This window comes from Ralstonia sp. GX3-BWBA (assembly GCF_003290055.1).
In the GTDB taxonomy this organism is placed as follows: Bacteria; Pseudomonadota; Gammaproteobacteria; order Burkholderiales; family Burkholderiaceae; genus Ralstonia; species Ralstonia holmesii.
The window spans coordinates 106771-129982 of sequence record NZ_QMKS01000001.1 but is presented as its reverse complement, the minus strand read 5'-3'; the positions used below and the strand labels follow the sequence as shown (position 1 = coordinate 129982).

Genomic DNA, 23212 nt, shown 5'->3' with positions numbered 1-23212 from the left:
CAAGGAGAACACCATGCTGCTGATGCTCGACAACTACGACTCCTTTACCTACAACATCGTCCAGTACTTTGGCGAACTCGGCCAGGACGTGCGCACGTTCCGCAACGACGAGATCACGATCGAAGAGATCGAAAAGCTGAACCCCGAGCGCATCTGCCTGTCGCCCGGCCCGTGCACGCCGACGGAAGCCGGCATCCTGGTTCCAGCCCTCAAGCACTTTGCAGGGCGCGTGCCCATCCTGGGCGTATGCCTGGGGCACCAGGCCATCGCAGATGCGTTTGGCGGACGAGTCATCCGCGCACAGAAGGTGATGCACGGCAAGGTCAGCATCATCGAAAACACCGGCGTGGGCGTGTTCGCCAACCTACCGCGGCATTTCAAGGTGACGCGCTATCACTCGCTGGCGATCGAGCGCGAAACGCTGCCGGACTGCCTGGAAATCACCGCCTGGACGGAAGACGGTGAAATCATGGGCGTGCGCCACAAGACGCTGCCCGTCGAAGGTGTGCAATTCCACCCGGAATCGATCCTGTCTGAACACGGCCATGCACTGCTTGGCAATTTCCTGAAGGAACGCGTCTGATGCGCCGCGCGTGCGCGGTCGTGGCCGCAATGATGGCAAGCCTGCCGGCAATGGCCAGTACGCTGGAAGCCTGCCGCGCGGCCCAGTCTGAAGCCGGCGGCGTCGCTCAATGCGTGCAAGGCGCACGCAAGGCAGCGCTGGCCGAACTGGCGACCGCGGAATCCGCCCGCCGCAACGACCTGCGCGCACGCATGAACCTGCGCGGCGGCATTGATCGGGGCGCCGCCATGGCCTTTGACCGCACCGTGCGCGCACACCAACTCTATCGACAGGCCGAATGCGACCTGGAACGCCGCTTGGCTCGCAACACGCCCGATGCCGACCTGGCCGAAGCCGCGTGCGAGGCCGACCTGTCGCGTGAGCGCATCGGCGCCTTGCGCGACGTCGCACAGCCGGCCACCCCGGCTGCGGCTCCGGCAGCGCCCAACTGAATACGGAACGATCATGTCCATCACCCCGCAAGAAGCGCTCGTTCGCTGTATCGAGCACCGCGAAATCTTCCACGACGAGATGCTGCATCTGATGCGGCTCATCATGCGCGGCGAGATGTCGCCAGTCATGGCGGCCGCCCTCACCATGGGGCTGCGCGTCAAAAAAGAGACCATCGGCGAAATCGCGGCCGCTGCCACCGTCATGCGCGAATTCGCCACCAAGGTCGATGTGCCCGCTGAGGTGTCCGATCACTTCGTCGACATCGTCGGCACGGGCGGCGACGGCGCCAACACTTTCAACATCTCGACCGCCTCGATGTTCGTGGCGGCGGCGGCTGGCGCACGCATCGCCAAGCATGGCGGGCGCGGCGTCAGCTCCAAGTCCGGCAGCGCCGATGTGCTCGAAGCGCTGGGCGTCAACATCATGCTCACGCCCGAGCAGGTGGCCGAATCGATCGAGACGGCAGGCATCGGTTTCATGTTTGCGCCCAATCACCACCCCGCCATGAAGAACGTCGCCCCCATCCGCAAGGAACTGGGCGTGCGCACGATCTTCAACATCCTCGGGCCTCTGACCAACCCGGCCGGCGCGCCGAACATCCTGATGGGCGTGTTCCACCCGGATTTGGTCGGCATTCAGGTGCGTGTGATGCAGCGCCTGGGCGCGAAACACGCCGTGGTCGTCTACGGCAAGGACGGCATGGACGAGGTATCGCTGGGTGCCGCCACGCTCGTCGGGGAACTCAAGGACGGCGTGGTGACCGAATACGAAATCCATCCCGAGGACTACGGCATGCAGATGGTCTCCAACCGCAGCCTGAAAGTGGCCGATGCGGAGGAGTCCAAAGCCATGCTGATCGACGCGCTGGAAAACAAGCCCGGCACCCCGCGCGAAATCGTGTCGCTCAACGCGGGTGCAGCGCTGTACGCAGCCAACATCGCCGGCTCGATCGGCGATGGCATGAAGCTGGCGCGCGAGGCGATCGCCTCGGGCGCAGCGCGTGCCAAGCTCGACGAGCTCGTGCGCGTCACCAACCAGTTCAAAGCCTGATATGTCCGACATCCTGCAGAAAATCCTGGCCGTGAAGGCCGAAGAAGTGGCCGCCGCGCGCAAGCACCGTGACCTCACGAGTGTGCGCGCAGAGGCCGAGGCCAATCGCACGGACAGCGCCCTCGGCCCCCGCGGCTTTGCCAAGGCGATGCGCGAGAAGATCGCCGCCGGCCACGCCGCCGTCATCGCCGAGGTGAAAAAGGCGTCACCGTCCAAGGGCGTACTGCGCCCGGACTTCAAGCCCGCCGACATCGCCCGCAGCTATGCCGAGCACGGCGCCGCCTGCCTGTCGGTGCTGACCGACGAGCAATTCTTCCAGGGCCACGCCGACTATCTGCGCGAAGCCCGCGCCGCCTGCGCGCTGCCCGCACTGCGCAAGGACTTCCTGGTCGATCTGTACCAGGTGTACGAGGCGCGCTCGTGGGGCGCAGATTGCATCCTGCTGATCGTTGCTGCGCTGGATCAGGGCCTGATGGTCGAACTCGAAGCGTGCGCGCTCGAACTCGGCCTGGACGTGCTGGTGGAAGTGCACGACGGCCATGAGCTGGACCGCGCGCTGCGCCTGCAAACGCCGCTGGTGGGCGTGAACAACCGCAACCTGCGCACGTTCGAAACCTCGCTCGACACCACGCTCGACCTGCTCAAGCACATGCCGGACGATCGCATCGTCGTGACGGAATCCGGCATCCTCACGCCGGACGACGTGCGCAAGATGCGCGCCGCCGCCGTCAACGCGTTCCTCGTCGGCGAAGCCTTCATGCGCGCCGAAGACCCGGGCGCCGAACTCGCCCGCCTGTTTGCCTGATCGATGGCCCGCGAGATTGAACTGAAGCTGGCCGTATCGGCCGGCACGCACGACACCCTGGTCGGGTGGCTGGACGCCCATGCGCAGGCGGCCGGCTCGGTGGAATTGGGAAACGTCTACTACGACACGGCCGACCAGGCGCTGGCACGCAACCGTGCCGCGCTGCGCGTGCGCCGTCAGGGCAGCCAATGGCTGCAAACGCTGAAGACCGCAGCAGTGAGTACGTCCGGTTTGAGCGCCCGCCACGAATGGGAGGTGCCGCTACAGAATGATGCGCTGTCCGTCGATGCCTTCGTCGCCAACAACGCCGCTGAGGCTGCTGATTATGTTCGGCCACACGCGGCTGCGCTCGCCCCGCTGTTCCGCACCGATTTCACGCGCCGCCTGTGGCATGTGCGTGCCGAGGGCGGCGAGATCGAGATTGCACTGGACGCCGGCGCCATCCTCATCCCCGGCACGCAAGCACGCGAGCCGATCGACGAACTCGAACTGGAGTGGAAGCCGACAGCCGGCAGCGCGCTCAGCGAAGACGCAATTGCCGAGCGACTACGCGCCTGGACCGAGACGCTGCACGCCGCTGTGACCGGACTCATGCCGCTGGACATCAGCAAGGCGCAACGCGGCTACCAGTTGCGCGCAAAAACCATCGGAGGCCAAGCGTGACGCGACGCGCCGATCCGGCGCAAGCCGCCCTCTTCGACGAACCCGCAGCAGACACGACCGCCGTGAGTTTCACCCCGCTGGCCCAGCAGTTCGACGCCCTGCCCGCCGATTGGAAGGCGCTCCTCACGCCTTGCATCGCGCAGACCAACTGGCCAGAGTTGTGCGCCTTTGTTGATGGCGAGCGGGCGGCGGGCAAGCCGATTTTTCCGACGGATGTCTTCCGCGCGTTGCACCTGACATCGGTGGACGATGTGCGCGTCGTCATCCTCGGTCAGGATCCGTATCACGGCACGGGCACCGTCGATGGCCGCGAGATTCCGCAGGCGCATGGACTGGCGTTTTCGGTGCCGGCCGGCGTGCGCGTGCCGCCGAGCCTGCGCAACATCTACAAGGAAATCGAAGCCGAATTCGGCGGGAAGCTTCCCAACACTTCGGGCAACCTGGAGGGCTGGTCACGGCAAGGTGTGCTGTTGCTCAACACCGTCCTCACCGTTGAACAAGGCCAAGCCGCCAGCCACGCCAAGCGCGGCTGGGAACGCATCACCGATTGCCTGCTGGAGCAGCTCGCGCGCGTCGGCCACAAGCGCGTGTTCATGCTGTGGGGCAGCCACGCGCAAGCCAAGCGCGCGCTGCTGTCGGACGGGCATCTGGTGCTGGAGGCGCCGCACCCGTCGCCGCTATCAGCGCATCGCGGGTTTCTGGGGTGCGGGCATTTCAAGACGGCCAATGATTGGCTAGCGGCGCAAGACCAGCCAGCAATTGATTGGTTGACGCCGCAGGTGGACTGAGGTGCGGGCCGTCTAATCCCTCGACGCCCGCAGTGCCCGCCCCAGCGCTCCACAACGCAGCGCGATCTTGGCCGTGTCGGCCCGCAGCGCCTGCAGGCGCCGCTCCAGCAAGTGCATCGCCGATAGCGAATCCGATTCTGCTGCCGCATCAACCATGCGGGAACGGGCAGATTTATCGGCGAAATCCGCAGCGCCCAACTCTTGCGTATCGCGGGGACGCACGCCCCAACCGCCTTCATGCACAGCCTGGTCGAAACGCTCCTTGGCGCGCGCGAGGCTTTCGAGCGCGGCTTCGGCGGTCTGTTCGACCAGCGCGCGGGTGTCGGCCTCGTCCAGTTCCTGCGCGCGCTGACGCATCAAGATGCGCACCGCCGCCACATGGGCGGCCACCAGGTAGTTCTGAACGATGAAGCGGTTGAGGTTGTCGACGGCGCGGTGGCGGCTCTTGGGCTCGTCCAGCATGCGCGCAAAGGCTGAGATCAGCCCCGTGAGCGATTCCATGTACTGCTTGCGCTGCACACGATAGGCAAAGTCATCCTTGAGCGTGCCGAGCAGCAGCTCGCGCGCGGCCTCAATAAAGCGCCGGTTGGTGCGCAGCACGTCGTCCACCAGCTTGGGCAGGTTGCGATATTCCCAGGCTGGCAGCACATAGCTGAAGGCGGTGGCGATGGCGGCCCCGATCAGCGTATCGACCAGCCGTTCACCAATGGCGCCCTTGCTGCCCGGCAGCAGCAGGTTGATCTGGATAAGCACCTGCACGCACGCCGCAATGGCCGTGTAGCGGTAGCGCACGGTGACGAACGCCGCGCTGGCCGCTGTCGACAGGTACAGCACACCCATCAGGATCCACGTCGAATGGGTGAAGCGCAGAATCACGGCCGCGATCACGCAGCCGATGAGCGTGCCGAGCACACGATCGAAATTGCGCTGGCGCGTCATGCTAAACGTCGGCTTGAGGATCACGACAATGGTCAGCAACACCCAGTAGCCGTGCGACGCATAAGGCAGGTGGTCGGCAATCCACAACCCGGCGGCCACCGCCATCGAGATGCGCAGCGCAAAGCGCAACACCGGAGACCGCCACGTCAGTTCTTCCAGCACCAGCCGCAGTTCGTATTTCTGGCGTGTGAGGAACGGCGTCATGTCCGGGCGCAGCAGCACCTGCGACGGTTCGACCTGCGTGTCGGTGGCGGCATGCAACTGCGCCATCAGGCGGATCGCGCCGCGCACCGTGGCCACCGATTCCTCCAGCGCAGCGATGGCTTCGATGGGCACGCCATGGTGGTTTCGCTGTAGATCAAGCAGCGCAGCCTCGATGGCGGCCATCTCGTAGTCGTACGACATCGGCGTGGGCGATGGGCGATCACGCCCGACGGCATAGGCAACGCCTTCGATGTCCAGGCGCATGCGCTCGATCAGCTCGCGCAGCAGACGCAACACCTCGGCATCGGCCAGCCATTGGCGCAGCACGGTGTAATCGGTGTTGGACGACAGCAGGTACTCATAAATGTCGAGCATCCGCATGTGGATCTGCACGAGGCGCCCGTCGCTGGAGGTACGGTTATCGCGGAAGACAAAATCGCGTGCCACCTGCTGCTTGTCGGCCACCGAAATCTGCTGGCGAACGAGCGCATTGAACTGCTCGTCGAAATCCTTGGATGCATCGTAAAAGCCGGCTTTGCATTCCACGTACACGGCCAGTTCGTACAGGCATTCGGCCAGCACCTGCTCTTTGATGCGCCGCCGCTGGCCCCATGCCACCGCCATCGCAAAGGCCATGTAGCCGATGGCGCCGAGGAAGAACTGCAGGGTGTGTTCCACCGCTTCGCGGAAAGCGAATTCTTCGGTAAAGGTGAGCGTCATGACGAACAGCGCCGCAAACTGCAGCGGCATCGTCTTGTTGCCGTACGCCACCATGAGCCCCGCCAGGAAGCTCACCACCACGATCACCACCGGCAGGATCGCGTACGGCGTCACCACCGCCACGAGAAAGGTGACGGCGGTCGTCAGCAGCACGCACGCCATCATCTCGTTGAACTTGTGCCGCAGCGGGCTGGGCAAATCCATGAGGCTCGTGCACAGCGCGCCGATCGACACCACCATCGCGCCCTGCAAGTCCATCACCAGCAGTGCGAGCAGCGTCAGGCCGATCACGCCCGTGGCAGTGCGGATGCCGCGCGAGACGTAATGGCTGTAAAGAAAGGTGCGTGGATCGTGGACGTAATCCATCGGATCAGGCGGCGTGCGTCAGGCCGACTTGCCGCGCGCCACCTTGCGCGCTGCCGCCCGCTTGCCCAGCCAGGCCGAGCGCAGCGGCGACGGCTCCGTTGCCAGCGCCAGCGTGAACTGTGGCGTTGCATCGGCGGCGAGCGTCACGTTCAGCGTCATCAGTTCGTCGCGGCGGAACACGTGTACCGGCACGGTATCGCCGGCGCGATGGCGCGTGAGCGTCTTGTCGAGCTGGCCCGCCGGCACACGCAGGCCGTCCACTGCAACGATCAGATCGCCGGCGGACAAACCACCGCGCTGCGCCGGGCTGCCGTCGAAGACCTGCTGCAGCTTGACGAAGCCGTTCTCGGCGGCGGTCTTGACGCCCAGCGCGAGCGCCGTATCGGCGGCCTTGCGCGTGGCGCTCACGCCCATCGCCTTGAAGAGCGCGGGCAGCGGCGGGTCCTCACGGCCTTCGCTCAACTGGCGCACCAGCGTGCGCAGGCGTACACCGGTGGTTTCTTCCATCAGGCTGATCAGTCCGGCTTCGGTCACGCCGCGCTGCGTGTGACCGGCGGCATAGAAATCGCGGCCGTACGTCACCCACAGGGCGCGCATTACGTCGTCGAGCGAACGTTCGCCGTGGGTCTGCGTGCGGATCGTGAGGTCGAGCGCCAGCGCCACCAGGGAGCCCTTGGTGTAGTAGCTGACGATGGCATTGGGTGCGTTTTCGTCCTGGCGGTAGTACTTCGTCCACGCATCGAACGAGCTTTCGGCCACGCTCTGCTTCAGGCGGCCGCTGCCGCGCAGCACGCCGTTCCACGTCTTGCCGAGCATCTCCAGATACTGCGCTTCAGAGATCAGGCCCGAGCGCACCAGCATCAGGTCGTCGTAGTAGCTGGTGAACCCTTCAAACAGCCACAGCAGCGGCGTGTGGACCTCGCGGTCGAGCGCATACGGCACGAAGGTGGCCGGCTTGATGCGCTTGACGTTCCAGGTGTGGAAATACTCGTGGCTGACGAGGCCGAGGAAGGTGCGATAGCCCTCGGTGGTCTCATCGCGGCCGGTCACGGGCAGGTCGTTGCGCGCGCACATCAATGCGGTGCTGGCGCGATGTTCCAGGCCGCCGTAGCCGTCGGTGGTAACCATCGTCATGAAGACGTAGCGGCGGTTGCTGTCGAGGAACGGCGCCGTAGCGGTGTGCGGCTCGAACAGGCGGATCTGCGCTTCGCAGATGCGCTTGAAGTCGCGGGCAATGCGTTCCAGATCGAGATTCGGCACGCGGCCGGTAAAGACGGCGTCGTGCTGCGCGCCGCAGGCCTCGAACGACACCAGCTCGAACGTGCCCATCTCGACCGGGTGGTCGATCAGTTCGTCGTAGTCCGCCGCTTCGTACCAGCCGAAGCCGTAGCGCTTGGCGCCAGCCTTGCCCTGGACGCGGCCAGTGGCCTCGCGCAGCGCGGTGGCCACGCGCCAGCCCCGGTAGCCGTCTCCGGCGGGCGGCTGGATATCGACCAGGCAACGCTGGTCATCCGCGCCTTCCACACGCAGGAATACCGACGTGCCGTTGAAGAAGCCGTGCGTGGCGTCCAGATGCGCCGCGCGCACCGACAAGTCCCACGCATAGACGTCGTATGAAACCGTCAGCGGCCCGCTGCACGGGGCGGCCCACCACGTGTGCTTGTCGACCTTGGTCAGGCGCACCGGCCTGTCAGCCGACGATGCCTCGATCCGCACGATGTTGCGTGCGAACTCGCGGATCATGTAGCTGCCCGGAATCCACGCCGGCAGCGAAAAGCGCTGGCCTTGGCTGTCAGGCGCGTCAACAGTGACGGTGACGGTGAAAACGTGCGCTTCAGGCGCGGCGGGGGCGATGGTGTAGCGGATCGGCTTCATGGCGGACATTGTAGCGTTGCCGTCCCATGCTGCCGAAGGCAAATCGTCCGCAAACCGGCCTGCCAGCCTATCGGTTGACGTCGACCACGACGCGCCCACGCATCTTGCCGGCCATGATGTCGTGTGCAGCGTCAATGGCCTCCGAAAGCGACACTTCGCGCGTGATGGCAGCCAGGCGATCGGGCAGCAGATCGGCGGCCAGGCGCTGCCACGCGGTCTGGCGCAACGCACGCGGTGCCATCACGCTGTCGATCCCGTACAGCGTTACGCCGCGGAGGATGAACGGCGCGACGGTCGCCGGAAAATCCATTCCCTGCGCAAGCCCGCACGCCGTGACGACACCGCCGTAGCGCACTTGTGCGCACGCGTTGACCAGCGTGTGCGAGCCTACCGAATCGACCACCGCGGCCCAGCGCTCCTTCTGCAGTGGCTTGCCAGGGGCGGAAAGCTCGGCGCGGTCGATCACTTCTGCTGCACCCAGCGCCTGCAGGAAATCGGCCTCGCTCGTCTTGCCGGTGGACGCCACCACGCGGTAACCCAGTTTGCCGAGCAGCGCGATGGCGATCGAGCCCACGCCGCCCGACGCGCCGGTCACCAGCACCTCGCCATCGTCTGGTTTCACGCCGGCCCGCTCAAGCGCCAACACCGAGAGCATCGCCGTGTAGCCTGCCGTGCCGATCGCCATGGCCTGCCGCGCATCGAGCCCCGCCGGCAATGCCACCAGCCAATCGCCGGAAAGCCGCGCCCGCTGCGCAAGGCAACCCCAGTGCGCCTCGCCGACGCCCCAGCCGTTGAGCACGACCGAATCGCCCGTCCTCCAGTCCGGGTGCGAGGAATCGAGCACCACTCCCGCGCCGTCGATACCGGCCACCATTGGCCATTTGCGCACGACGGGGCCTTTACCGGTGATGGCCAGGCCGTCCTTGTAATTGATGGTCGACCAGTCCACGCGAATCAGCACGTCGCCAGCGGTCACGTCGTTGGCAAGCGCTTCGGGCGTGGACAACGCCGCGTCATCGAGGTCGACGATGTGGGCCAGCGGCCCGCCATCCTGCTTTTCCAGCATCAGCGCGCGAAACGACATGCCAAGTCTCCGAGGGTGAGGTGAATGCAAGCGCCCAAAGAAAAAGCGCCGGATCTACCGGCGCTTCCTTCGTGCGAATTAAGACTTCTTGAGCGCGGCGAACTTGCGCTCCAGCGTGGCCGCGTCGATCAGGCCCGGGGCCCGGGTGCCGTCCGGGAAGATGATGGCCGGCGTGCCGGTCACGTTGAGCTGCTGGCCCAGCTTCAGGTTGGCTTCCAGTGGTGTGTCACAGGTACCGGCGCCGCCCGGGGCGGTCTTGGCGGTCATCCAGTCGCGCCAGGCCTTGGCGCGGTCAGCCGAACACCAGATCTGCTTGGCCTTGGTGTTCGAGTCTTCCGACAGGATCGGGAACAGGAAGGTGTAGACCGTGATGTTGTCGACCTGCGTGAGCATCTGCTCCAGCTTGTGGCAGTAAGGGCAGTTCGGATCGGAGAACACGGCGATCTTGCGTGCGCCGTTGCCCTTGACCCATTTCACAGCGCGGTCCAGCGGCAAGTCGGACCACTTCACGCGGTTCAGCTCAGCCAGGTGCTCTTGCGTGAGGTTGGTAGCGGTCTGCGTATCAAGCAGGTCGCCGTTGAGCACGTAGCGGCCGGTGGCGTCGCTGTAGACGACCTGGCTGCCGAGGTTGATTTCGTACAGGCCAGCCAGCGGCGACTTGGTGACGCTTTTGATCTCCACGTTCGGGCCCAGGGCCTTCTGTACCGTGGCCTTGACCTTGTCCAATGCGGGCTCGGCAGCACCGGCGCTCAACACATAGCCCGCGCCAATGGCTGCCACGGCCACCGCAGAGGCGATGGCCGCCACCCGAATACGAAACGACATAACGACTCCTGGAACCCCGAAAAACCACAAACCCACTGAGACTGTCTCAGCCGAGTGCGTGCTTGATCAACAAGCGTTTGATAAATGGTGTCATACCCACCATGCGCATCCCCGCGTTGCGTACCGTACGGGGCAGCGCGCCCGGCAGGGCGAACAGTTTGTGCAGACCATCGGTGGCGGCCGTGAGCGAAAGCAGGTCTTCGCGGCGGGCGCGCTCGTAACGGCGCAGCAACCTCAGATCGCCATGATCGCGCATGGTTTCACGTTCCGCCATCACCCGGCCAATTTCGGACACATCCCTAAGCCCGAGGTTCATGCCCTGCCCGGCCAGCGGATGAATCACATGGGCTGCATCGCCCACCAGCGCCACACGCGGCGCGACCGCCCGGCTGGCGTGTTGCAGCACGAGCGGGAAGCCCTGCGCAGGCGTGATGTTCGATAGGCGTCCAAAGCGTGCGGCGATGGCGCCACCGGCCGCGGCTTCCACGGCGCGGCACAGCGCCTCCGGCGACAGCGCGAGCAGCTCGCGGGCGTGGTCTTCGCTGGCGGACCACACCATCGACACGCGCCGATCTGGCAACGGCAGCATCGCGAGGATCTCGCCGCGCAACGGGGCGGTGTCATCCGCCGCGGCGACCTGCTCGGCGGATGCACCGAGGAACCATTGCCACGCGGTGTCCTGATGCCAGCGCTCGGCCTGGAAGTTGGCGACCACGCCAAGCTGCCGATACGGCTTCGCTTCAGCCTGGATGCCGGCCTGCTGGCGCACCCACGAATTCTTGCCGTCGGCGCCGATCACGCATTCCGCGCGGATCGTCTGCCCGTCGGCCAGCGTCAGGCGCACGGCATCGGCTTCCATTTCGAAGCCGGTGGCGGCATGCGGGAAGGTCTGCACCGTGTGGGCGAAGTGCAGTGCGGTTTCCAGTGCGCGCTCGACCAGCGACGATTCAGCAATCCACGCCAGTTGCGGCGTGCCGGCTGCGTAGGCGGAAAAATGCAGGTCGGGGTGGGCGTGCTCGCCGCGTGCGGCAGCGTCGTCGCCGAAGATCCGCATGTCGTGCACAGGCTGCACGCGCGTCATGTCGAGCGCCGGCCAGATGCGCAACTGCTCCAGCAGCGCCTGGGAGCTGGACGAGAACGCGTAGACACGCGCATCCCAGGCATCCGGCCCCGACGGTGCGGAGGCTGGCGCGGGCGGCGCGATATGCGCAATGCGCAAGCCGATCTGCGCCAGCCGCAGCGCACAGGCGCGCCCGACGATGCCGCCGCCCACCACGGCCAAGTGGTAAGGCGCTGCCTCTTTGGGCGCAGCCTTGGAAGAGGAAAACGCGGGTGTATTCATGGTGCGCCGATTATAGCGGCGGGGGGTGTTCCAGCCTTGTGGCCGCGCAAAAGTGTCACGGCCGGCACTTGGCGCCGCCGCATCCCGGCTCGGTGTTTACGCCTACTGGCCCGGCGCAAGACGTCCGCGCCACCCGAACCCATTGCAGCGTGCAGCGCATATTTGGCGCGCATACATGCCGCTTGCGCCGCATATGTGCAAGACACTTCGCCAGCCCGGAAACGCACGATGTGATGCCGCTTTCACCTTGAATCCGGGCCTCAAGCCATCCGTCGGGATGGACGATAAAAGCCGGGTAATTCGACGTTTTGACACGCGCGACCCGCCGATACAGTGCGGGTCCGATCCACGCATTCCTCATCGCCATGTGGACTTTTTCCGAACGCTCCGCCGCATCGCTGACGCTGGCCGCGCTGCTGGCACTGGCCGGCTGCGCGCAAATGCCTGCCCAGACGCCGCCCCCGGTGGCCCGCACCGCGCCCACGGGCGAAGTCATGACCTTCGCCATCCCGCCCGATGCACTGGGCGCGCATGACCCGCAACTGACCGCCGTGCTGACCAAGGCCGGCGCGTTGGCCGCAGCGCAGAAACGCCCGGCGACGATCCAGGTAGCCGCGCTGGCGCAGGATTTCCGTTATCTGAACCAGGCGCTGTGGAACGGCGTGCCCGCGCAGCGCGCCGCCTACGTCCGCCTGGAAAACCTGACCGTCAGCGCCAGCCAGCCGTACAGCGTGACGATCCGCACGCAGGATTAAGAGGACCGTCATGCGTATGCACCATCTGCTTTTCCCGCTCACCGTTGGCCTGTTGGCGATACCGGCCGCATCGACCCTTGCCGCACCGCCCGACGCATTGATGCCGGCGACGGCCGCAGCGCCCGACCGCGTCTATCCGCCCCTGCCCTCGCTGGCGATGCTACCGCCCGGCGGCGGTGCCGAAATCGAAGCCGCGCCCGCCGTACACACGCGCGGCGGCAAGCGCAAGGTTGTGACCACGCAGTGGCGCAAGGCGACCGAGCCGGTGCCGCGCATGGTGGTGTCGGAGGCATCGCATACGTATCTGGCCAGTATCGAGCGGCAGCTTGAAGTGGCCCTGCAGAAGTAACCAACGATCGCCGTCGGAGCCGTCATGCCCCTCGCCCGCCCTCTTCGCTTGAACTGCAGCCGCCTTGGCGCGGCGCTTGTGCTGGCCGCCTCCAGCGTTGCTGCGCACGCCGCCTCGGGCGATTGCTTCGAGCAGGCCGGCGCCTATCAGGGCGTCAACCCGACGGTGCTGCGCGCGATCGTGTGGTTTGAATCGAAGGGCGATGCGGGCGCTGTCCACCACAACGCCGATGGCTCGGTCGACATCGGCCAGGCGCAGATCAACTCGATCCACTTCAGTACGCTGGCCCGCTACGGCGTGCCGCGCCGTGCGCTGACCGACGCCTGCGTCAACGTGTTCGTGGCGGCATGGCTGCTCAAGCAAAAGATGGTTCGCCATGGAAACACGTGGCGGGCCATCGGCGCGTATCACTCGGAAACGCCTGTCCACCGCGACGCCTATGCGCGCAGCATCCAGCGGGTGCTGATGTCGTGGGGAGAATTGCGGGCCGACCGCTGAATCGGGTCCGGCCTCCGAACCGCTCTGCCGCTCAGTAATACGAGACGGCGGCGTACGCCTGACGTGCGCCAATGGCACGGCGCTCGCCGCTCACCAAGCGCATCAGTTCATCCTGACGCGGGCAGACCAGCGCACGCACACGGGCGTCGTTGGCCAGAATGCGCATCATCAGGTCGCGCTTGCGTTGCGCTTCTTCGTGCGACAAGGCCGGGCGCAGGCCGTGGCCCAGGCGCTCCATGTGGGCCGCGCATTCGCGCTCAAGCAAGCTCACTTCGTCCCAATCGCCGCGTTCGGCAGCATCCACCATGTCTTCGGACAGGCTCGCGATGGCCTCGTAGCAGGCAAACAGGCCGGCGCTGTCGGAAACCGTATGGATCGGGCGGGCGGCGGTGGCGATGGTCCAGGACATGCTGTGCTCCAGAATCAAACGTGTTGTTTGCGGGAAGCCAGTGCAATAGGCATGCCCGGCCGGCCCGCAGCCGTCTCCGACTCGCGCGGAAACGGCGCTCAAGCCTTTGCCGGCCTGGCCTCGCAGGATACGGAGGGCATCTGGTGGCAGGCATCGCGGGCCCGAAAAGCCGCCGCCTCAAGCGAAGTTGTTACGTTTCTGGAACGTAACGCGTAACAGGGCCCGTAACGCCGTCACCCCGCTCGCCCATGCAGCCGGGAGGCGCCTTGTCTGACCGAAGGCGCCTTCTAGAATGAGGACATCGCGCCGCTCCCGCGCGGTCTGTCGCCCGAAGAATTGGACACGTGAATCACGTCGACATTCCCTGGCCAGGCATCTCTGGCGCGCCGATTGCCCATCGCATGAGAACTCACATGGACCAGACGAACGACGGGCACCCCGCCCTGCGCACGGTACTGCTCACCAGCATCACCATGGTGGCGTTCGCGTCGAACTCGTTGCTGTGCCGGCTGGCGTTGCAGCACGCTGCCATCGACGCGGCGAGCTTTTCCAGCATCCGGTTGGTGTCGGGCGCCGTCGTGCTGGCCGTCCTTGCGCGGGCGAGCGCGGGGCGGGCGCCGCCAGCGCGTGCTGATTGGGCTGCCGCGACGATGTTGTTCCTCTACGTCGCGTTCTTCTCGTTTGCGTATCTGACGCTGAGCGCAGGCACCGGCGCGCTGATTCTGTTTGGCGCGGTGCAGCTCACCATGCTGGCGGCTGGCCTGCGTGCCGGCGAACGGTTCGAGGCCCTTGGTTGGGCGGGTTTTGCGCTGGCGGCAGGTGGGCTCGTCTATCTCGTATCGCCCGGCGTGACAGCGCCGACGCCGCTGGGTGCCGCGTTGATGACGGTGGCGGGCATCGCCTGGGGCGTGTATTCCCTGCGCGGGCGCGGGCTCGACAATCCGCTGGCTGCCACTGCCGGCAACTTCCTGCGCGCCGCGCCCATGGCGCTTGCGCTGAGCCTGTTGCTGTATGGCCGCGCACACGCCAGCCCGGCCGGTATCCTGCTCGCGCTCGCCTCCGGCGCGCTCACTTCGGGCATCGGCTATGTGATCTGGTACGCCGCGCTCAAAGGGCTGTCGGCGATCCGTGCGGCGGCGGTGCAACTGTCGGTGCCGCCCATTGCGGCGTTCGGCGCGGTGCTGTTCCTGGCGGAGCCGCTGACACCGCGTCTGGCTGCCGCCTCCGCCGCCATCCTCGGCGGCATTGCCCTGGTGCTGGCCAGTCGCACGCAGCGCAAGCGCGCCGAAGCGGCATCCCAGGGCTAGACGCCATCCGGAGCGGTTACAATCACGCCTTTCCGTGAACGACGCGCACAGCCCGGATTCCGCTGTGCTGCCGCCTCCCCCGCGTCACGCAACCCCTTGATTTAGAGCCTTTTTCACCATGAGCCTCCAATGCGGCATCGTTGGTCTGCCGAACGTCGGCAAGTCGACCCTGTTCAATGCCCTGACCAAAGCCGGCATCGCTGCCGAGAACTACCCGTTCTGCACGATCGAGCCCAACGTAGGCGTGGTGGAAGTGCCGGACGTCCGCCTGCAAGCGCTGGCCGACATCGTCAAGCCCGAGCGGGTGCTGCCGGCGGTGGTCGAGTTCGTCGACATTGCGGGCCTGGTGGCGGGCGCCTCCAAGGGTGAAGGCCTGGGCAACCAGTTCCTGGCCAACATCCGCGAGACAGATGCCATCACGCACGTGGTGCGCTGTTTCGAAGATGAAAACGTGATCCACGTCGCAGGCAAGGTCGACCCGATCGCCGACATCGAGGTCATCAACACCGAACTGGCCCTCGCTGACCTGGCCACGGTTGAAAAGGCACTGCAGCGCTACACCAAGGCCGCCAAGTCGGGCAACGACAAGGAAGCCGCCAAGCTGGTCGCGGTGCTGGAAAAAGCACAGAAGGTGCTGGACGAAGCCAAACCCGTGCGTGGCCTGAACCTGACCGACGACGAGTGGGCAACCATCAAGCCGCTGTGCCTGATTACCGCCAAGCCGACCATGTACGTCGCTAACGTGCGCGAAGACGGCTTCGAGAACAACCCGCACCTGGACGCCGTGCGCAACTACGCCGCGCAGACGAATTCGCCGGTGGTGGCCGTCTGCGCTGCCATCGAAGCCGAAATCGCGGATCTGGATGACGCTGACAAGGCTGAATTCCTGGCCGACATCGGCATGGACGAACCCGGCCTGAACCGCGTGATCCGCGCGGCCTTCAAGTTGCTCGGCCTGCAAACCTACTTCACCGCCGGCGTGAAGGAAGTGCGCGCCTGGACGATCCACATCGGCGACACGGCCCCGCGCGCCGCTGCGGCCATCCACACCGACTTCGAACGCGGCTTCATCCGCGCCCAGACGATTTCGTACGATGATTTCATCCAGTTCAAGGGTGAACAAGGCGCCAAGGAAGCTGGCAAGATGCGCGCCGAAGGCAAGGAATACATCGTCAAGGACGGCGATGTGCTGCACTTCCTGTTCAACGTCTGATCAGCACAAGCACAACGAAAAAGCCCCGCAGTAATTGCGGGGCTTTTTTCATGGGGACGCGAGTATGCAAGCCTGGGTAACAGGCCCGCCCGGGTACCGTCCAGCCTTGTAACGTTGAGGCGGCCCAGCATCACTTTTTTACATGCGGGAAGGACCGATGACGCGGCTTCAGTGCTCCACCGGGCGCATCGTCATGCCGTTTTCGCGTGTCGGGCACGTCGCTTGCGTAGCGCACAGCGGATACGCTGAACCCCGGCAGGCCGCTTCCGCCCGGGGCAGCCCGCCGCCCCCGCCAGGCATTCAGCCAAGGCCTTCGGGGCGGCGCACTCGCCCAACGCCATGAGTTCGCAATCGCCTCCGCCCTTGTCCGTAGTTGACGACATCGACGCCTCGCCCGGCATCGGCAGCCACGCTGCCATCCAGTCGCGCGGGGTGTTGCTGTGCCTGTCCGAACCCGATTTACGCATCCACCAGGCGAGTGAAAACCTGCAGGCCGCGCTGGGTACGCCACTGGCCACTGCGCTGCAGGCCCCCGTCGACCGTGTGATCGGCACCGCCGGCCGCAAGTTGCTGGAGCGCGCCCTGGGCACACACAGCATCGACGGCCATCCGCTGTATATCGGCACGCTGCAGACGCCGCACGGCCACGCGCTCGACGCGGTGATGCACCGGCACAAGCGCACTCTGATCTTGGAGCTGGAACCCGCGGTGCATGCGGCCGACGGCGCGTTTGCATCAATGTACCCGCTGGTGCGCACCTTCATCGCCAGCCTGCAAGCCGTCGGCACGGTCGATGCGCTGACGGACCTCGCCGCCCGCGAAGTCCGCCGCCTTACCCGCTTTGGCCGCGTCACGATCTACCGCATTGACCGCGATGGCTCCTTGCAGGCACTGGCCGAAGCGCGCGACAAGGCCTATGACACGCTGGTGGGCACGCACCTGTCGGGCGCCGGCATGACGCCCGAACTGCGCAGCCTGTATAGCCACAACCCCTTGCGGCTCGTGGCAGACGTCGACGACACGCCGGTGGGGCTGGTGCCCCCGCTGCATCCGTCCACGGGGCGCACGACTGATCTGACGTACGCTGCCTTGCGCGCGGCGTCCGAGGCGCAGCGCGAAACCATGCGCCGCATGGGCGCGAAGGCCTCGCTCACGCTGGCGCTTACGGTGCGCGGGAACCTGTGGGGCTTGATCGCATGCCACCATGCGACGCCCTGTTCGTTGTCGTTTGAAGTGCGCACGGCATGTGAACACCTCGCACAGATTCTGTCGCTGCAGATCGAAGCGAAGGAAGACCGCGCCGAGATCGCCCACCGGCTGGAACTGCGACGCATCCTGGTGCGCCTGCTGGCCGCGATGGCCGATCGCGACCATTTCCACGAAGGCCTGATCGAACATCCCGCCGATCTGCTGCGCTTTGCCTCGGCCAGCGGCGCCGCCATCGTGCGCCAGGGCGAGTGCGTGCGCATCGGTGCCGCGCCTGACGAAGACAGCATCGTGCGCCTGACCGAATGGCTGGCCAATGAGCACCCCGGCGAGGTCTTCCACACCGACCGCCTGGCCACCACCTATCCGGACGGCGCCGCGCTGCGGCCCCAGGCCAGCGGCGTGCTGGCCGTGCAGGTTTCGCAACTGCATCGCCACTACGTGCTGTGGTTCCGCCCCGAAACTCCGCACACCGTACGCTGGGTGGGCGACGCACCGGAATTGGCCAACGACCACGCAACCGGGCACATGCTCGGTCGCACGCACCATTGGCAAGAGCAGATCGCGCACACCTCGCGCCCGTGGCGCACGAGCGAAGTGGAAACTGCCGCGGAGTTCCGCTACGCCGTGCTCAACATCGTGCTGCGCCGCGCAGAAGAAGCCGCGGAGTTGACGAGCGAGCTGCGCCGCGCCAATCACGAGCTGGAAGCGTTCTCGTATTCCGTTTCACATGACTTGCGCGCCCCGCTGCGACACATTGCCGGCTATGCCGAACTGCTCGACGAGATGGAGGGTGAGCACGTCTCGGCGCGCGGGCGGCACTTTCTGCAGACGATCTCGGAGTCGTCGCGCTTTGCGGGCAAGCTGGTCGACGATCTGCTCACCTTCTCGCAGATGGGCCGGGGCGCGCTTCACCTGACCGATGTCGACCTCGCCCAGCTCGTGCGCGGCGTCGTGCGGGACCTGACGTTAGACCAGGGGCGCCGCCATATCGAGTGGAACATCGCCGCGTTGCCCGTGGTGCGCGCCGACCCGGCATTCCTGCAACTGGCGATGCGCAATCTGCTCTCCAACGCCATCAAATACACGCGTGACCGTGATCCGGCACGCATCCATATCGACGCCGAACAGACCGACGCAGAAACCATCGTGCGCATTGCGGACAACGGCGTGGGCTTCTCGATGGAATACGTAACCAAGCTGTTCGGCGTGTTCCAGCGGCTGCATCGCATGGACGAGTTCGAGGGCACCGGCATCGGCCTGGCCAATGTGCGGCGCATCATCGATCGCCATGGCGGCCGCACATGGGCCGAGGGCGAGCTTGACCGCGGCGCGACGTTCTACTTCGCGCTGCCGCGCACGCCCGACCCGCAGGTGGCATCCGGGGCGGGCCAGCGCACACCCATGACTCGCGATGCCTGATCGTTCTTTCCACGTTCATTGTCACCATGCTCAAACCCATCCTGCTCGTCGAAGACAACCCAAACGACCTCGAGCTGACCTTGCTGGCGTTGGAACGCAGCCAGCTTGCCAACGATGTGGTCGTCACCCGAGACGGCGCTGAAGCGCTGGATTACCTGCACGCGCGCAATCTTTACGCGCAACGCGTACCGGGCAACCCGGCCGTGGTGCTGCTCGACTTGAAGCTGCCGAAGGTCGACGGCCTGGAAGTGCTGGCCGAGATTCGCGCCACGCCCGCGCTCAAGAGCCTGCCGGTGGTCATGCTCACCTCGTCGCGCGAAGAAACCGACCTGCTGCGCAGCTACGAGCTGGGCGTCAACGCCTATGTGGTCAAACCGGTGGAGTTCCGTGCGTTTGTCGATGCGATTGCCGACCTGGGCGTGTTCTGGGCGGTGCTCAACGAACCGCCGCCCGGCTCCACCCGGGCGCGCCGCACGTTGCTGCCGGCGAGCTAGCCGCCCCATCCGGAGCATTCGCCCCCATGCCCAATCTGCAACTGCTGCTAGTCGAAGACAATCCGCTCGATGCAGAACTGACGCGCGCGCGGCTGGAAACCGCCAACCTGCAGGCCGACACCACGCTGGTCGACAACGAGTCCGACTTCATCGCCCAGCTCAGCACACGGACCTTCGACGCCATCCTGGCCGACTACATGCTGCCGCAGCTCACGGGTGCGGAAGCGCTCGACATTGCGCGTCGCATGGCGCCGCAAACGCCGTTCATCTTCGTATCGGGTGCGCTGGGCGAAGAGCACGCGGTGGACATGCTCAAGCGCGGCGCCACCGATTACGTCATCAAGCAGCGCCTGCAGCGCCTGCCCGTGGTGCTGTTGCGCGCGCTGGCCGAAGCCGCCGAACGCCGCCAGCGCATCGCTGCCGAAGCCGCCCTGCGGGAAGCGGAAACGCACTTTCGCCTGCTGATCAACGCGCTCAAGGAGCACGCTGTGCTCTCGCTAGACCCGCAGGGCATCGTGCGCACCTGGAACGCGGCGTCGCGCAGCATTCTCGGCTATGCGCGCGAGGACATCCTCGGCAAGTCGGCCGAGATTCTGTATCCGCAGGCTGCGCGCGAGGCCGGTGAATTCCAGCGCAAGCTCGAACGCGCGCGCCGCGAAGGCAGCCTCACCGACGACCGCTGGATGCTGCGCAAGGATGGCACGCCGTTCTACGCATCGAGCGTGGTCACCGCCATCCACAACGAGACCGGGCAACTGGTCGGCTTCTCCAAGATCATCCGCGACTCCACGGAAGAGCGCATCGCGGCCGACGCTCTGCGCCGTGCAAAGGAAGAAGCCGAGACCGCCAATCACGCCAAGGACCACTTCCTGGCCGTGCTCTCGCATGAACTGCGCACGCCACTCACGCCAATCCTGACCGCCGTGCATCTGCTGGAACTGCGCCAGGATTTGCCAGCGTATGTGGTCGCACAGCTCGAAGTCGTGCGCCGCAATGCCGAGCTGGAAGCGCGCCTGATCGACGACCTGCTCGACATCACCGGCATTGCACGCGGCAAGCTGGCGGTGAGCTTTGCGCTGGTCGATTTGTATCCGCTGCTGGAGAGCACGCTGGAGATGTCGCGCAACGACATGCAGGCCAAGCGGCTGTCGCTCAAGACGCGCTTCGAGGCGGGCCGCAGCCGGCTGTATGCCGACGGCGCACGCATCCAGCAGGTGATCTGGAACCTGGTACGCAACGCCGTCAAGTTCACGCCAGAAGGCGGCGCCATTGAGGTGCGCGTCTGGAACCCGTCGCCCGCCACCGTGGCCGTGGCGGTGAAGGACAACGGCATCGGCATTGAGCTCGACGCACTGCCGCGTATCTTCTCGGCGTTCGAGCAGGCCGATGCATCGATCACGCAGCGCTTTGGCGGGCTGGGCCTAGGTCTGGCGATTGCCTACGCGCTGGTGCAGAAGCATGAGGGCTCGCTGATTGCCGAGAGCGCCGGCCGCCACGAGGGTGCCACATTCACGCTCACTCTGCCCCTGGCCACCGAGATGGTGCAGCTCGAGACACCGCCCTCGCCGCCCTCGCCACGCGCCCAACCGACGCGCGGCCTGCACGTACTGCTGGTGGAAGACAACGCCGATACAGCCGAAGCCATGTCGCAGATGCTGGAAATCCTCGGCCACAGCGTCGCCGTAGCCAATGGCGCCCGCACGGCCATGCAAGCCGCTGAATCTGGCACGTTCGATCTGCTGATCAGCGATATTGGCCTGCCAGACGGCAGCGGCCTGGACGTGGTGCGTGTTTTTGCCGAGCGGCAAGCCGCACCGTCGATTGCGATTACGGGCTACGGCATGGAAGAAGACATCGCCCGCTGCCGCGACGCGGGCTTTACGGATCACCTGACCAAACCCGTGGACTTCAAGCGGCTGGAAACGCTGATGGCCGGCTATCTGGCCGCGCGCGATGCGCGCACTGCCGGCGTGGGCGCGGGCTGAACCGCGCCAGAATGCCGCAGGACACTCGCCCCTAGCGGCGCAACAGGCCCCACGCGGCGGGCAGCAGCATGGCGCCCACTACGGCGGCCGTCCAGGCCATGATCTGCCCATCGGCATAGAGGTGGGCAAACTGGCCGCTGTAGTAACCGAACAACGCGCCAATCCCGCCCGTCGCCAGCGCAGCCCCCCACCCCAGGCGTTTGCCTGCGGGATGCAGCCAACGCGCCGCGACGCCCACCGCCAGCCCGATCCACAGCGGCCCGATCCACCCCATGCCTGTTCTCCGTATTGCCCTTGAGCGATTCAACTGGACGCGTACCTTAGCGCAGGACGCTGCAGAAGGCCACGCTGACCCACCGCGCGGCGCGTGACGAATAACCGACATTCATTCACACACACCACCAGATTTGACCTGGGTCCTGCTCATCCGGGGGCCGGGCGTTATAATCCAGAGTGCTCAAAATTCGTGCCGTCCCCATTTAACCGGCCGCCCCACATGCAGTTGCTGACGCTCGGAATCAACCACCACACTGCGCCGCTTTCCCTGCGCGAGAAGGTGGCGTTTCCGCTCGAGCAGCTCAAGCCCGCGCTGGGCACGCTGCGCCAGCACCTGCCGCACCTCAGAAGCACGGCCGAAGCTGCCATCCTTTCCACCTGTAATCGCACTGAAATCTACTGCGCCACCGACGGCAACTTGCCCGAGCAGACCGCGCACGAGCATGCGATTCGCTGGCTGGCACAGCACCACAACATCGATCCCGGCGAACTCGCGCCCCATGTGTATTCGCTCGGGCAATCGCTCGCGGTGCGCCACGCGTTTCGCGTGGCCAGCGGGCTCGATTCCATGGTGCTGGGTGAGACGCAGATCCTCGGCCAGATGAAAGACGCCGTGCGCACCGCCACCGAAGCGGGCGCCCTGGGCACGTACCTGAATCAGCTATTCCAGCGCACCTTTGCGGTGGCCAAGGAAGTGCGCGGCACGACAGAGATCGGCGCGCATTCCGTGTCGATGGCCGCTGCCGCTGTACGCCTGGCGCAACGCATCTTCGAATCGATCGCCGATCAGCGCGTATTGTTCATCGGCGCCGGTGAGATGATCGAGCTGTGCGCCACGCACTTCGCCGCGCAGACGCCACGCGAGGTGGTGATCGCCAACCGCACGCTGGAACGCGGCGAGAAGCTCGCCGAATCGCTGTCGAACCAGGGCCTGAACGCCCGCGCCGTGCGCCTGGCCGAACTGCCGACCAAGCTCGCTGAGTTCGACATCGTTGTTTCGTGCACCGCCAGCACGCTGCCCATCATCGGCCTGGGTGCCGTGGAGCGCGCCATCAAGCAGCGCCGCCACCGCCCGATGTTCATGGTCGACCTGGCCGTGCCGCGTGACATCGAACCCGAAGTCGCGCGTCTGTCCGACGTATTCCTCTACACCGTGGACGACCTGGGCGCCATCGTGCGCGAAGGCAACGCGCTGCGGCAGGCCGCCGTGGCGCAGGCCGAAGCCATCATCGACACGCGCGTGCTGAACTTCATGCACTGGCTCGATGCGCGCAGCGTGGTGCCCATCATCCGCGATCTGCATGCGCAGGCCGAAACGCTGCGCCAGGGTGAACTGGAACGCGCCCAGCGCATGCTTGCGCGCGGCGATGATCCGGCGCTGGTGCTCGAAGCGCTGTCGCAAGCGCTGACCAAGAAATTCCTCCACGGCCCGACGCATGCGCTCAACCACACGCAGGGCGAAGGCCGCGAGCAGCTCATCGACCTGCTGCCGGCGTTGTTCCGCCAGTCCAGCCACTCCGAGCGCTAGCGGCCAGCGCATCGCACGCGCGCCGCATGTTTTCACTCCGGCACGCAACTTCTGGCGCGGTATCATGCGCCGCCTTCGCTTCCAGCGTTTCCCA

General features: G+C 65.9%; 22 protein-coding genes. 15 read left to right on the top strand and 7 right to left on the bottom strand.

The features are described 5' to 3' along the window. The first annotated feature begins 13 nt into the window (after positions 1 to 13). The 6 genes from DOD19_RS00705 to DOD19_RS00680 are packed head-to-tail and all read left to right on the top strand — an operon-like array spanning position 14 to position 4321. On the top strand, positions 14 to 583 hold the full coding sequence (locus DOD19_RS00705) for an aminodeoxychorismate/anthranilate synthase component II (protein ID WP_112183525.1): 570 nt from the start codon (positions 14 to 16) through the stop codon (positions 581 to 583). Further along, entirely contained in the window at positions 583 to 1014 is a 432-nt protein-coding gene (locus tag DOD19_RS00700; protein ID WP_112183523.1) for a lysozyme inhibitor LprI family protein, read from the top strand. The genes DOD19_RS00705 and DOD19_RS00700 overlap by 1 nt, the downstream gene beginning before the upstream one ends. A 13-nt stretch (positions 1015 to 1027) precedes the next feature. After that, complete coding sequence (gene trpD, locus DOD19_RS00695; RefSeq protein ID WP_024977775.1) at positions 1028 to 2065, top strand: anthranilate phosphoribosyltransferase; 1038 nt, start codon at positions 1028 to 1030, stop codon at positions 2063 to 2065. A 1-nt stretch (position 2066) separates the two neighbouring features. Continuing rightward, complete coding sequence (gene trpC / locus DOD19_RS00690; RefSeq protein ID WP_112183522.1) at positions 2067 to 2870, top strand: indole-3-glycerol phosphate synthase TrpC; 804 nt, start codon at positions 2067 to 2069, stop codon at positions 2868 to 2870. Positions 2871 to 2873: 3 nt separating this feature from the next. Next, the gene (locus tag DOD19_RS00685; protein WP_024977777.1) at positions 2874 to 3533 is read left to right on the top strand and encodes a CYTH domain-containing protein; all 660 of its coding nucleotides are present in this window, start codon (positions 2874 to 2876) and stop codon (positions 3531 to 3533) included. Further along, on the top strand, positions 3530 to 4321 hold the full coding sequence (locus DOD19_RS00680) for a uracil-DNA glycosylase (RefSeq protein ID WP_112183520.1): 792 nt from the start codon (positions 3530 to 3532) through the stop codon (positions 4319 to 4321). Before DOD19_RS00685 ends, DOD19_RS00680 begins: the two co-directional genes overlap by 4 nt. Before the next feature lie 12 nt (positions 4322 to 4333). Here DOD19_RS00680 and DOD19_RS00675 read toward each other — a convergent pair whose 3' ends face one another. The 5 genes from DOD19_RS00675 to DOD19_RS00655 form a co-directional block, all read right to left on the bottom strand. Continuing rightward, the gene (locus tag DOD19_RS00675; protein WP_112183518.1) at positions 4334 to 6550 is read right to left on the bottom strand and encodes an FUSC family protein; all 2217 of its coding nucleotides are present in this window, start codon (positions 6548 to 6550) and stop codon (positions 4334 to 4336) included. Between the two features lie 18 nt (positions 6551 to 6568). Continuing rightward, complete coding sequence (locus tag DOD19_RS00670; RefSeq protein WP_112183545.1) at positions 6569 to 8425, bottom strand: M61 family metallopeptidase; 1857 nt, start codon at positions 8423 to 8425, stop codon at positions 6569 to 6571. A gap of 67 nt (positions 8426 to 8492) precedes the next feature. Then, the gene (locus DOD19_RS00665) at positions 8493 to 9509 is read right to left on the bottom strand and encodes an MDR family oxidoreductase (protein ID WP_112183516.1); all 1017 of its coding nucleotides are present in this window, start codon (positions 9507 to 9509) and stop codon (positions 8493 to 8495) included. 78 nt (positions 9510 to 9587) lie between these two features. Then, positions 9588 to 10334 carry a DsbC family protein gene (locus DOD19_RS00660; protein WP_024977782.1) on the bottom strand — a complete coding sequence of 249 codons (747 nt, stop codon included), beginning with the start codon at positions 10332 to 10334 and terminating at the stop codon, positions 9588 to 9590. Positions 10335 to 10380: 46 nt separating this feature from the next. Beyond that, positions 10381 to 11676 carry a UbiH/UbiF family hydroxylase gene (locus DOD19_RS00655; protein ID WP_112183515.1) on the bottom strand — a complete coding sequence of 432 codons (1296 nt, stop codon included), beginning with the start codon at positions 11674 to 11676 and terminating at the stop codon, positions 10381 to 10383. A 365-nt stretch (positions 11677 to 12041) separates the two neighbouring features. Here DOD19_RS00655 and DOD19_RS00650 point away from each other — a divergent pair, with 365 nt between their 5' ends. From DOD19_RS00650 to DOD19_RS00640, 3 genes are read left to right on the top strand one after another with little or no spacing between them, the layout of a single operon-like run. Next, positions 12042 to 12431 carry a hypothetical protein gene (locus DOD19_RS00650; RefSeq protein WP_112183513.1) on the top strand — a complete coding sequence of 130 codons (390 nt, stop codon included), beginning with the start codon at positions 12042 to 12044 and terminating at the stop codon, positions 12429 to 12431. A 10-nt stretch (positions 12432 to 12441) separates the two neighbouring features. Then, positions 12442 to 12780, top strand: coding sequence for a hypothetical protein (locus tag DOD19_RS00645; protein ID WP_112183511.1), 339 nt, complete (start codon positions 12442 to 12444; stop codon positions 12778 to 12780). 24 nt (positions 12781 to 12804) lie between these two features. Next, complete coding sequence (locus tag DOD19_RS00640) at positions 12805 to 13278, top strand: lytic transglycosylase domain-containing protein (RefSeq protein WP_112183509.1); 474 nt, start codon at positions 12805 to 12807, stop codon at positions 13276 to 13278. Positions 13279 to 13309: 31 nt separating this feature from the next. On the opposite strand, the gene DOD19_RS00635 is transcribed toward DOD19_RS00640, so the two are convergent. Continuing rightward, entirely contained in the window at positions 13310 to 13687 is a 378-nt protein-coding gene (locus DOD19_RS00635; protein WP_112183507.1) for a flagellar protein FliT, read from the bottom strand. 413 nt (positions 13688 to 14100) lie between these two features. On the opposite strand from DOD19_RS00635, the gene DOD19_RS00630 reads away from it, so the two are divergent. The 5 genes from DOD19_RS00630 to DOD19_RS00610 all read left to right on the top strand — a co-directional run bounded on the left by DOD19_RS00630 (position 14101) and on the right by DOD19_RS00610 (position 21314). After that, positions 14101 to 14994: a DMT family transporter gene (locus tag DOD19_RS00630; protein WP_112183505.1), complete on the top strand. Its 894-nt coding sequence runs from the start codon at positions 14101 to 14103 to the stop codon at positions 14992 to 14994. Positions 14995 to 15112: 118 nt separating this feature from the next. Further along, positions 15113 to 16207, top strand: coding sequence for a redox-regulated ATPase YchF (gene ychF / locus DOD19_RS00625; RefSeq protein WP_024977789.1), 1095 nt, complete (start codon positions 15113 to 15115; stop codon positions 16205 to 16207). A gap of 339 nt (positions 16208 to 16546) precedes the next feature. After that, complete coding sequence (locus DOD19_RS00620; protein WP_112183503.1) at positions 16547 to 18835, top strand: ATP-binding protein; 2289 nt, start codon at positions 16547 to 16549, stop codon at positions 18833 to 18835. A gap of 26 nt (positions 18836 to 18861) precedes the next feature. Continuing rightward, complete coding sequence (locus DOD19_RS00615) at positions 18862 to 19329, top strand: response regulator (protein WP_024972795.1); 468 nt, start codon at positions 18862 to 18864, stop codon at positions 19327 to 19329. Between the two features lie 26 nt (positions 19330 to 19355). Beyond that, positions 19356 to 21314 (top strand): response regulator, encoded by a 1959-nt coding sequence (locus tag DOD19_RS00610; protein WP_112183501.1) that lies wholly within the window; start codon positions 19356 to 19358, stop codon positions 21312 to 21314. A 31-nt stretch (positions 21315 to 21345) separates the two neighbouring features. Here DOD19_RS00610 and DOD19_RS00605 read toward each other — a convergent pair whose 3' ends face one another. Further along, positions 21346 to 21588, bottom strand: coding sequence for a GlsB/YeaQ/YmgE family stress response membrane protein (locus tag DOD19_RS00605; protein ID WP_024977792.1), 243 nt, complete (start codon positions 21586 to 21588; stop codon positions 21346 to 21348). Between the two features lie 222 nt (positions 21589 to 21810). Here DOD19_RS00605 and hemA point away from each other — a divergent pair, with 222 nt between their 5' ends. Beyond that, positions 21811 to 23118, top strand: a complete 1308-nt coding sequence (gene hemA / locus DOD19_RS00600) for a glutamyl-tRNA reductase (protein ID WP_024977793.1) — start codon at positions 21811 to 21813, stop codon at positions 23116 to 23118. Positions 23119 to 23212 lie beyond the last annotated feature (94 nt).

What these genes read in the sequence shown, in the direction of transcription:
- DOD19_RS00705 (WP_112183525.1), top strand. Translation starts at nt 14, where the DNA reads ATGCTGCTGATGCTCGACAACTACGACTCCTTTACCTACAACATCGTC.
- DOD19_RS00700 (WP_112183523.1), top strand. Translation starts at nt 583, where the DNA reads ATGCGCCGCGCGTGCGCGGTCGTGGCCGCAATGATGGCAAGCCTGCCG.
- trpD (WP_024977775.1), top strand. Translation starts at nt 1,028, where the DNA reads ATGTCCATCACCCCGCAAGAAGCGCTCGTTCGCTGTATCGAGCACCGC.
- trpC (WP_112183522.1), top strand. Translation starts at nt 2,067, where the DNA reads ATGTCCGACATCCTGCAGAAAATCCTGGCCGTGAAGGCCGAAGAAGTG.
- DOD19_RS00685 (WP_024977777.1), top strand. Translation starts at nt 2,874, where the DNA reads ATGGCCCGCGAGATTGAACTGAAGCTGGCCGTATCGGCCGGCACGCAC.
- DOD19_RS00675 (WP_112183518.1), bottom strand. Translation starts at nt 6,550, where the DNA reads ATGGATTACGTCCACGATCCACGCACCTTTCTTTACAGCCATTACGTC.
- DOD19_RS00670 (WP_112183545.1), bottom strand. Translation starts at nt 8,425, where the DNA reads ATGAAGCCGATCCGCTACACCATCGCCCCCGCCGCGCCTGAAGCGCAC.
- DOD19_RS00665 (WP_112183516.1), bottom strand. Translation starts at nt 9,509, where the DNA reads ATGTCGTTTCGCGCGCTGATGCTGGAAAAGCAGGATGGCGGGCCGCTG.
- DOD19_RS00660 (WP_024977782.1), bottom strand. Translation starts at nt 10,334, where the DNA reads ATGTCGTTTCGTATTCGGGTGGCGGCCATCGCCTCTGCGGTGGCCGTG.
- DOD19_RS00655 (WP_112183515.1), bottom strand. Translation starts at nt 11,676, where the DNA reads ATGAATACACCCGCGTTTTCCTCTTCCAAGGCTGCGCCCAAAGAGGCA.
- DOD19_RS00650 (WP_112183513.1), top strand. Translation starts at nt 12,042, where the DNA reads ATGTGGACTTTTTCCGAACGCTCCGCCGCATCGCTGACGCTGGCCGCG.
- DOD19_RS00645 (WP_112183511.1), top strand. Translation starts at nt 12,442, where the DNA reads ATGCGTATGCACCATCTGCTTTTCCCGCTCACCGTTGGCCTGTTGGCG.
- DOD19_RS00640 (WP_112183509.1), top strand. Translation starts at nt 12,805, where the DNA reads ATGCCCCTCGCCCGCCCTCTTCGCTTGAACTGCAGCCGCCTTGGCGCG.
- DOD19_RS00635 (WP_112183507.1), bottom strand. Translation starts at nt 13,687, where the DNA reads ATGTCCTGGACCATCGCCACCGCCGCCCGCCCGATCCATACGGTTTCC.
- DOD19_RS00630 (WP_112183505.1), top strand. Translation starts at nt 14,101, where the DNA reads ATGGACCAGACGAACGACGGGCACCCCGCCCTGCGCACGGTACTGCTC.
- ychF (WP_024977789.1), top strand. Translation starts at nt 15,113, where the DNA reads ATGAGCCTCCAATGCGGCATCGTTGGTCTGCCGAACGTCGGCAAGTCG.
- DOD19_RS00620 (WP_112183503.1), top strand. Translation starts at nt 16,547, where the DNA reads ATGAGTTCGCAATCGCCTCCGCCCTTGTCCGTAGTTGACGACATCGAC.
- DOD19_RS00615 (WP_024972795.1), top strand. Translation starts at nt 18,862, where the DNA reads ATGCTCAAACCCATCCTGCTCGTCGAAGACAACCCAAACGACCTCGAG.
- DOD19_RS00610 (WP_112183501.1), top strand. Translation starts at nt 19,356, where the DNA reads ATGCCCAATCTGCAACTGCTGCTAGTCGAAGACAATCCGCTCGATGCA.
- DOD19_RS00605 (WP_024977792.1), bottom strand. Translation starts at nt 21,588, where the DNA reads ATGGGGTGGATCGGGCCGCTGTGGATCGGGCTGGCGGTGGGCGTCGCG.
- hemA (WP_024977793.1), top strand. Translation starts at nt 21,811, where the DNA reads ATGCAGTTGCTGACGCTCGGAATCAACCACCACACTGCGCCGCTTTCC.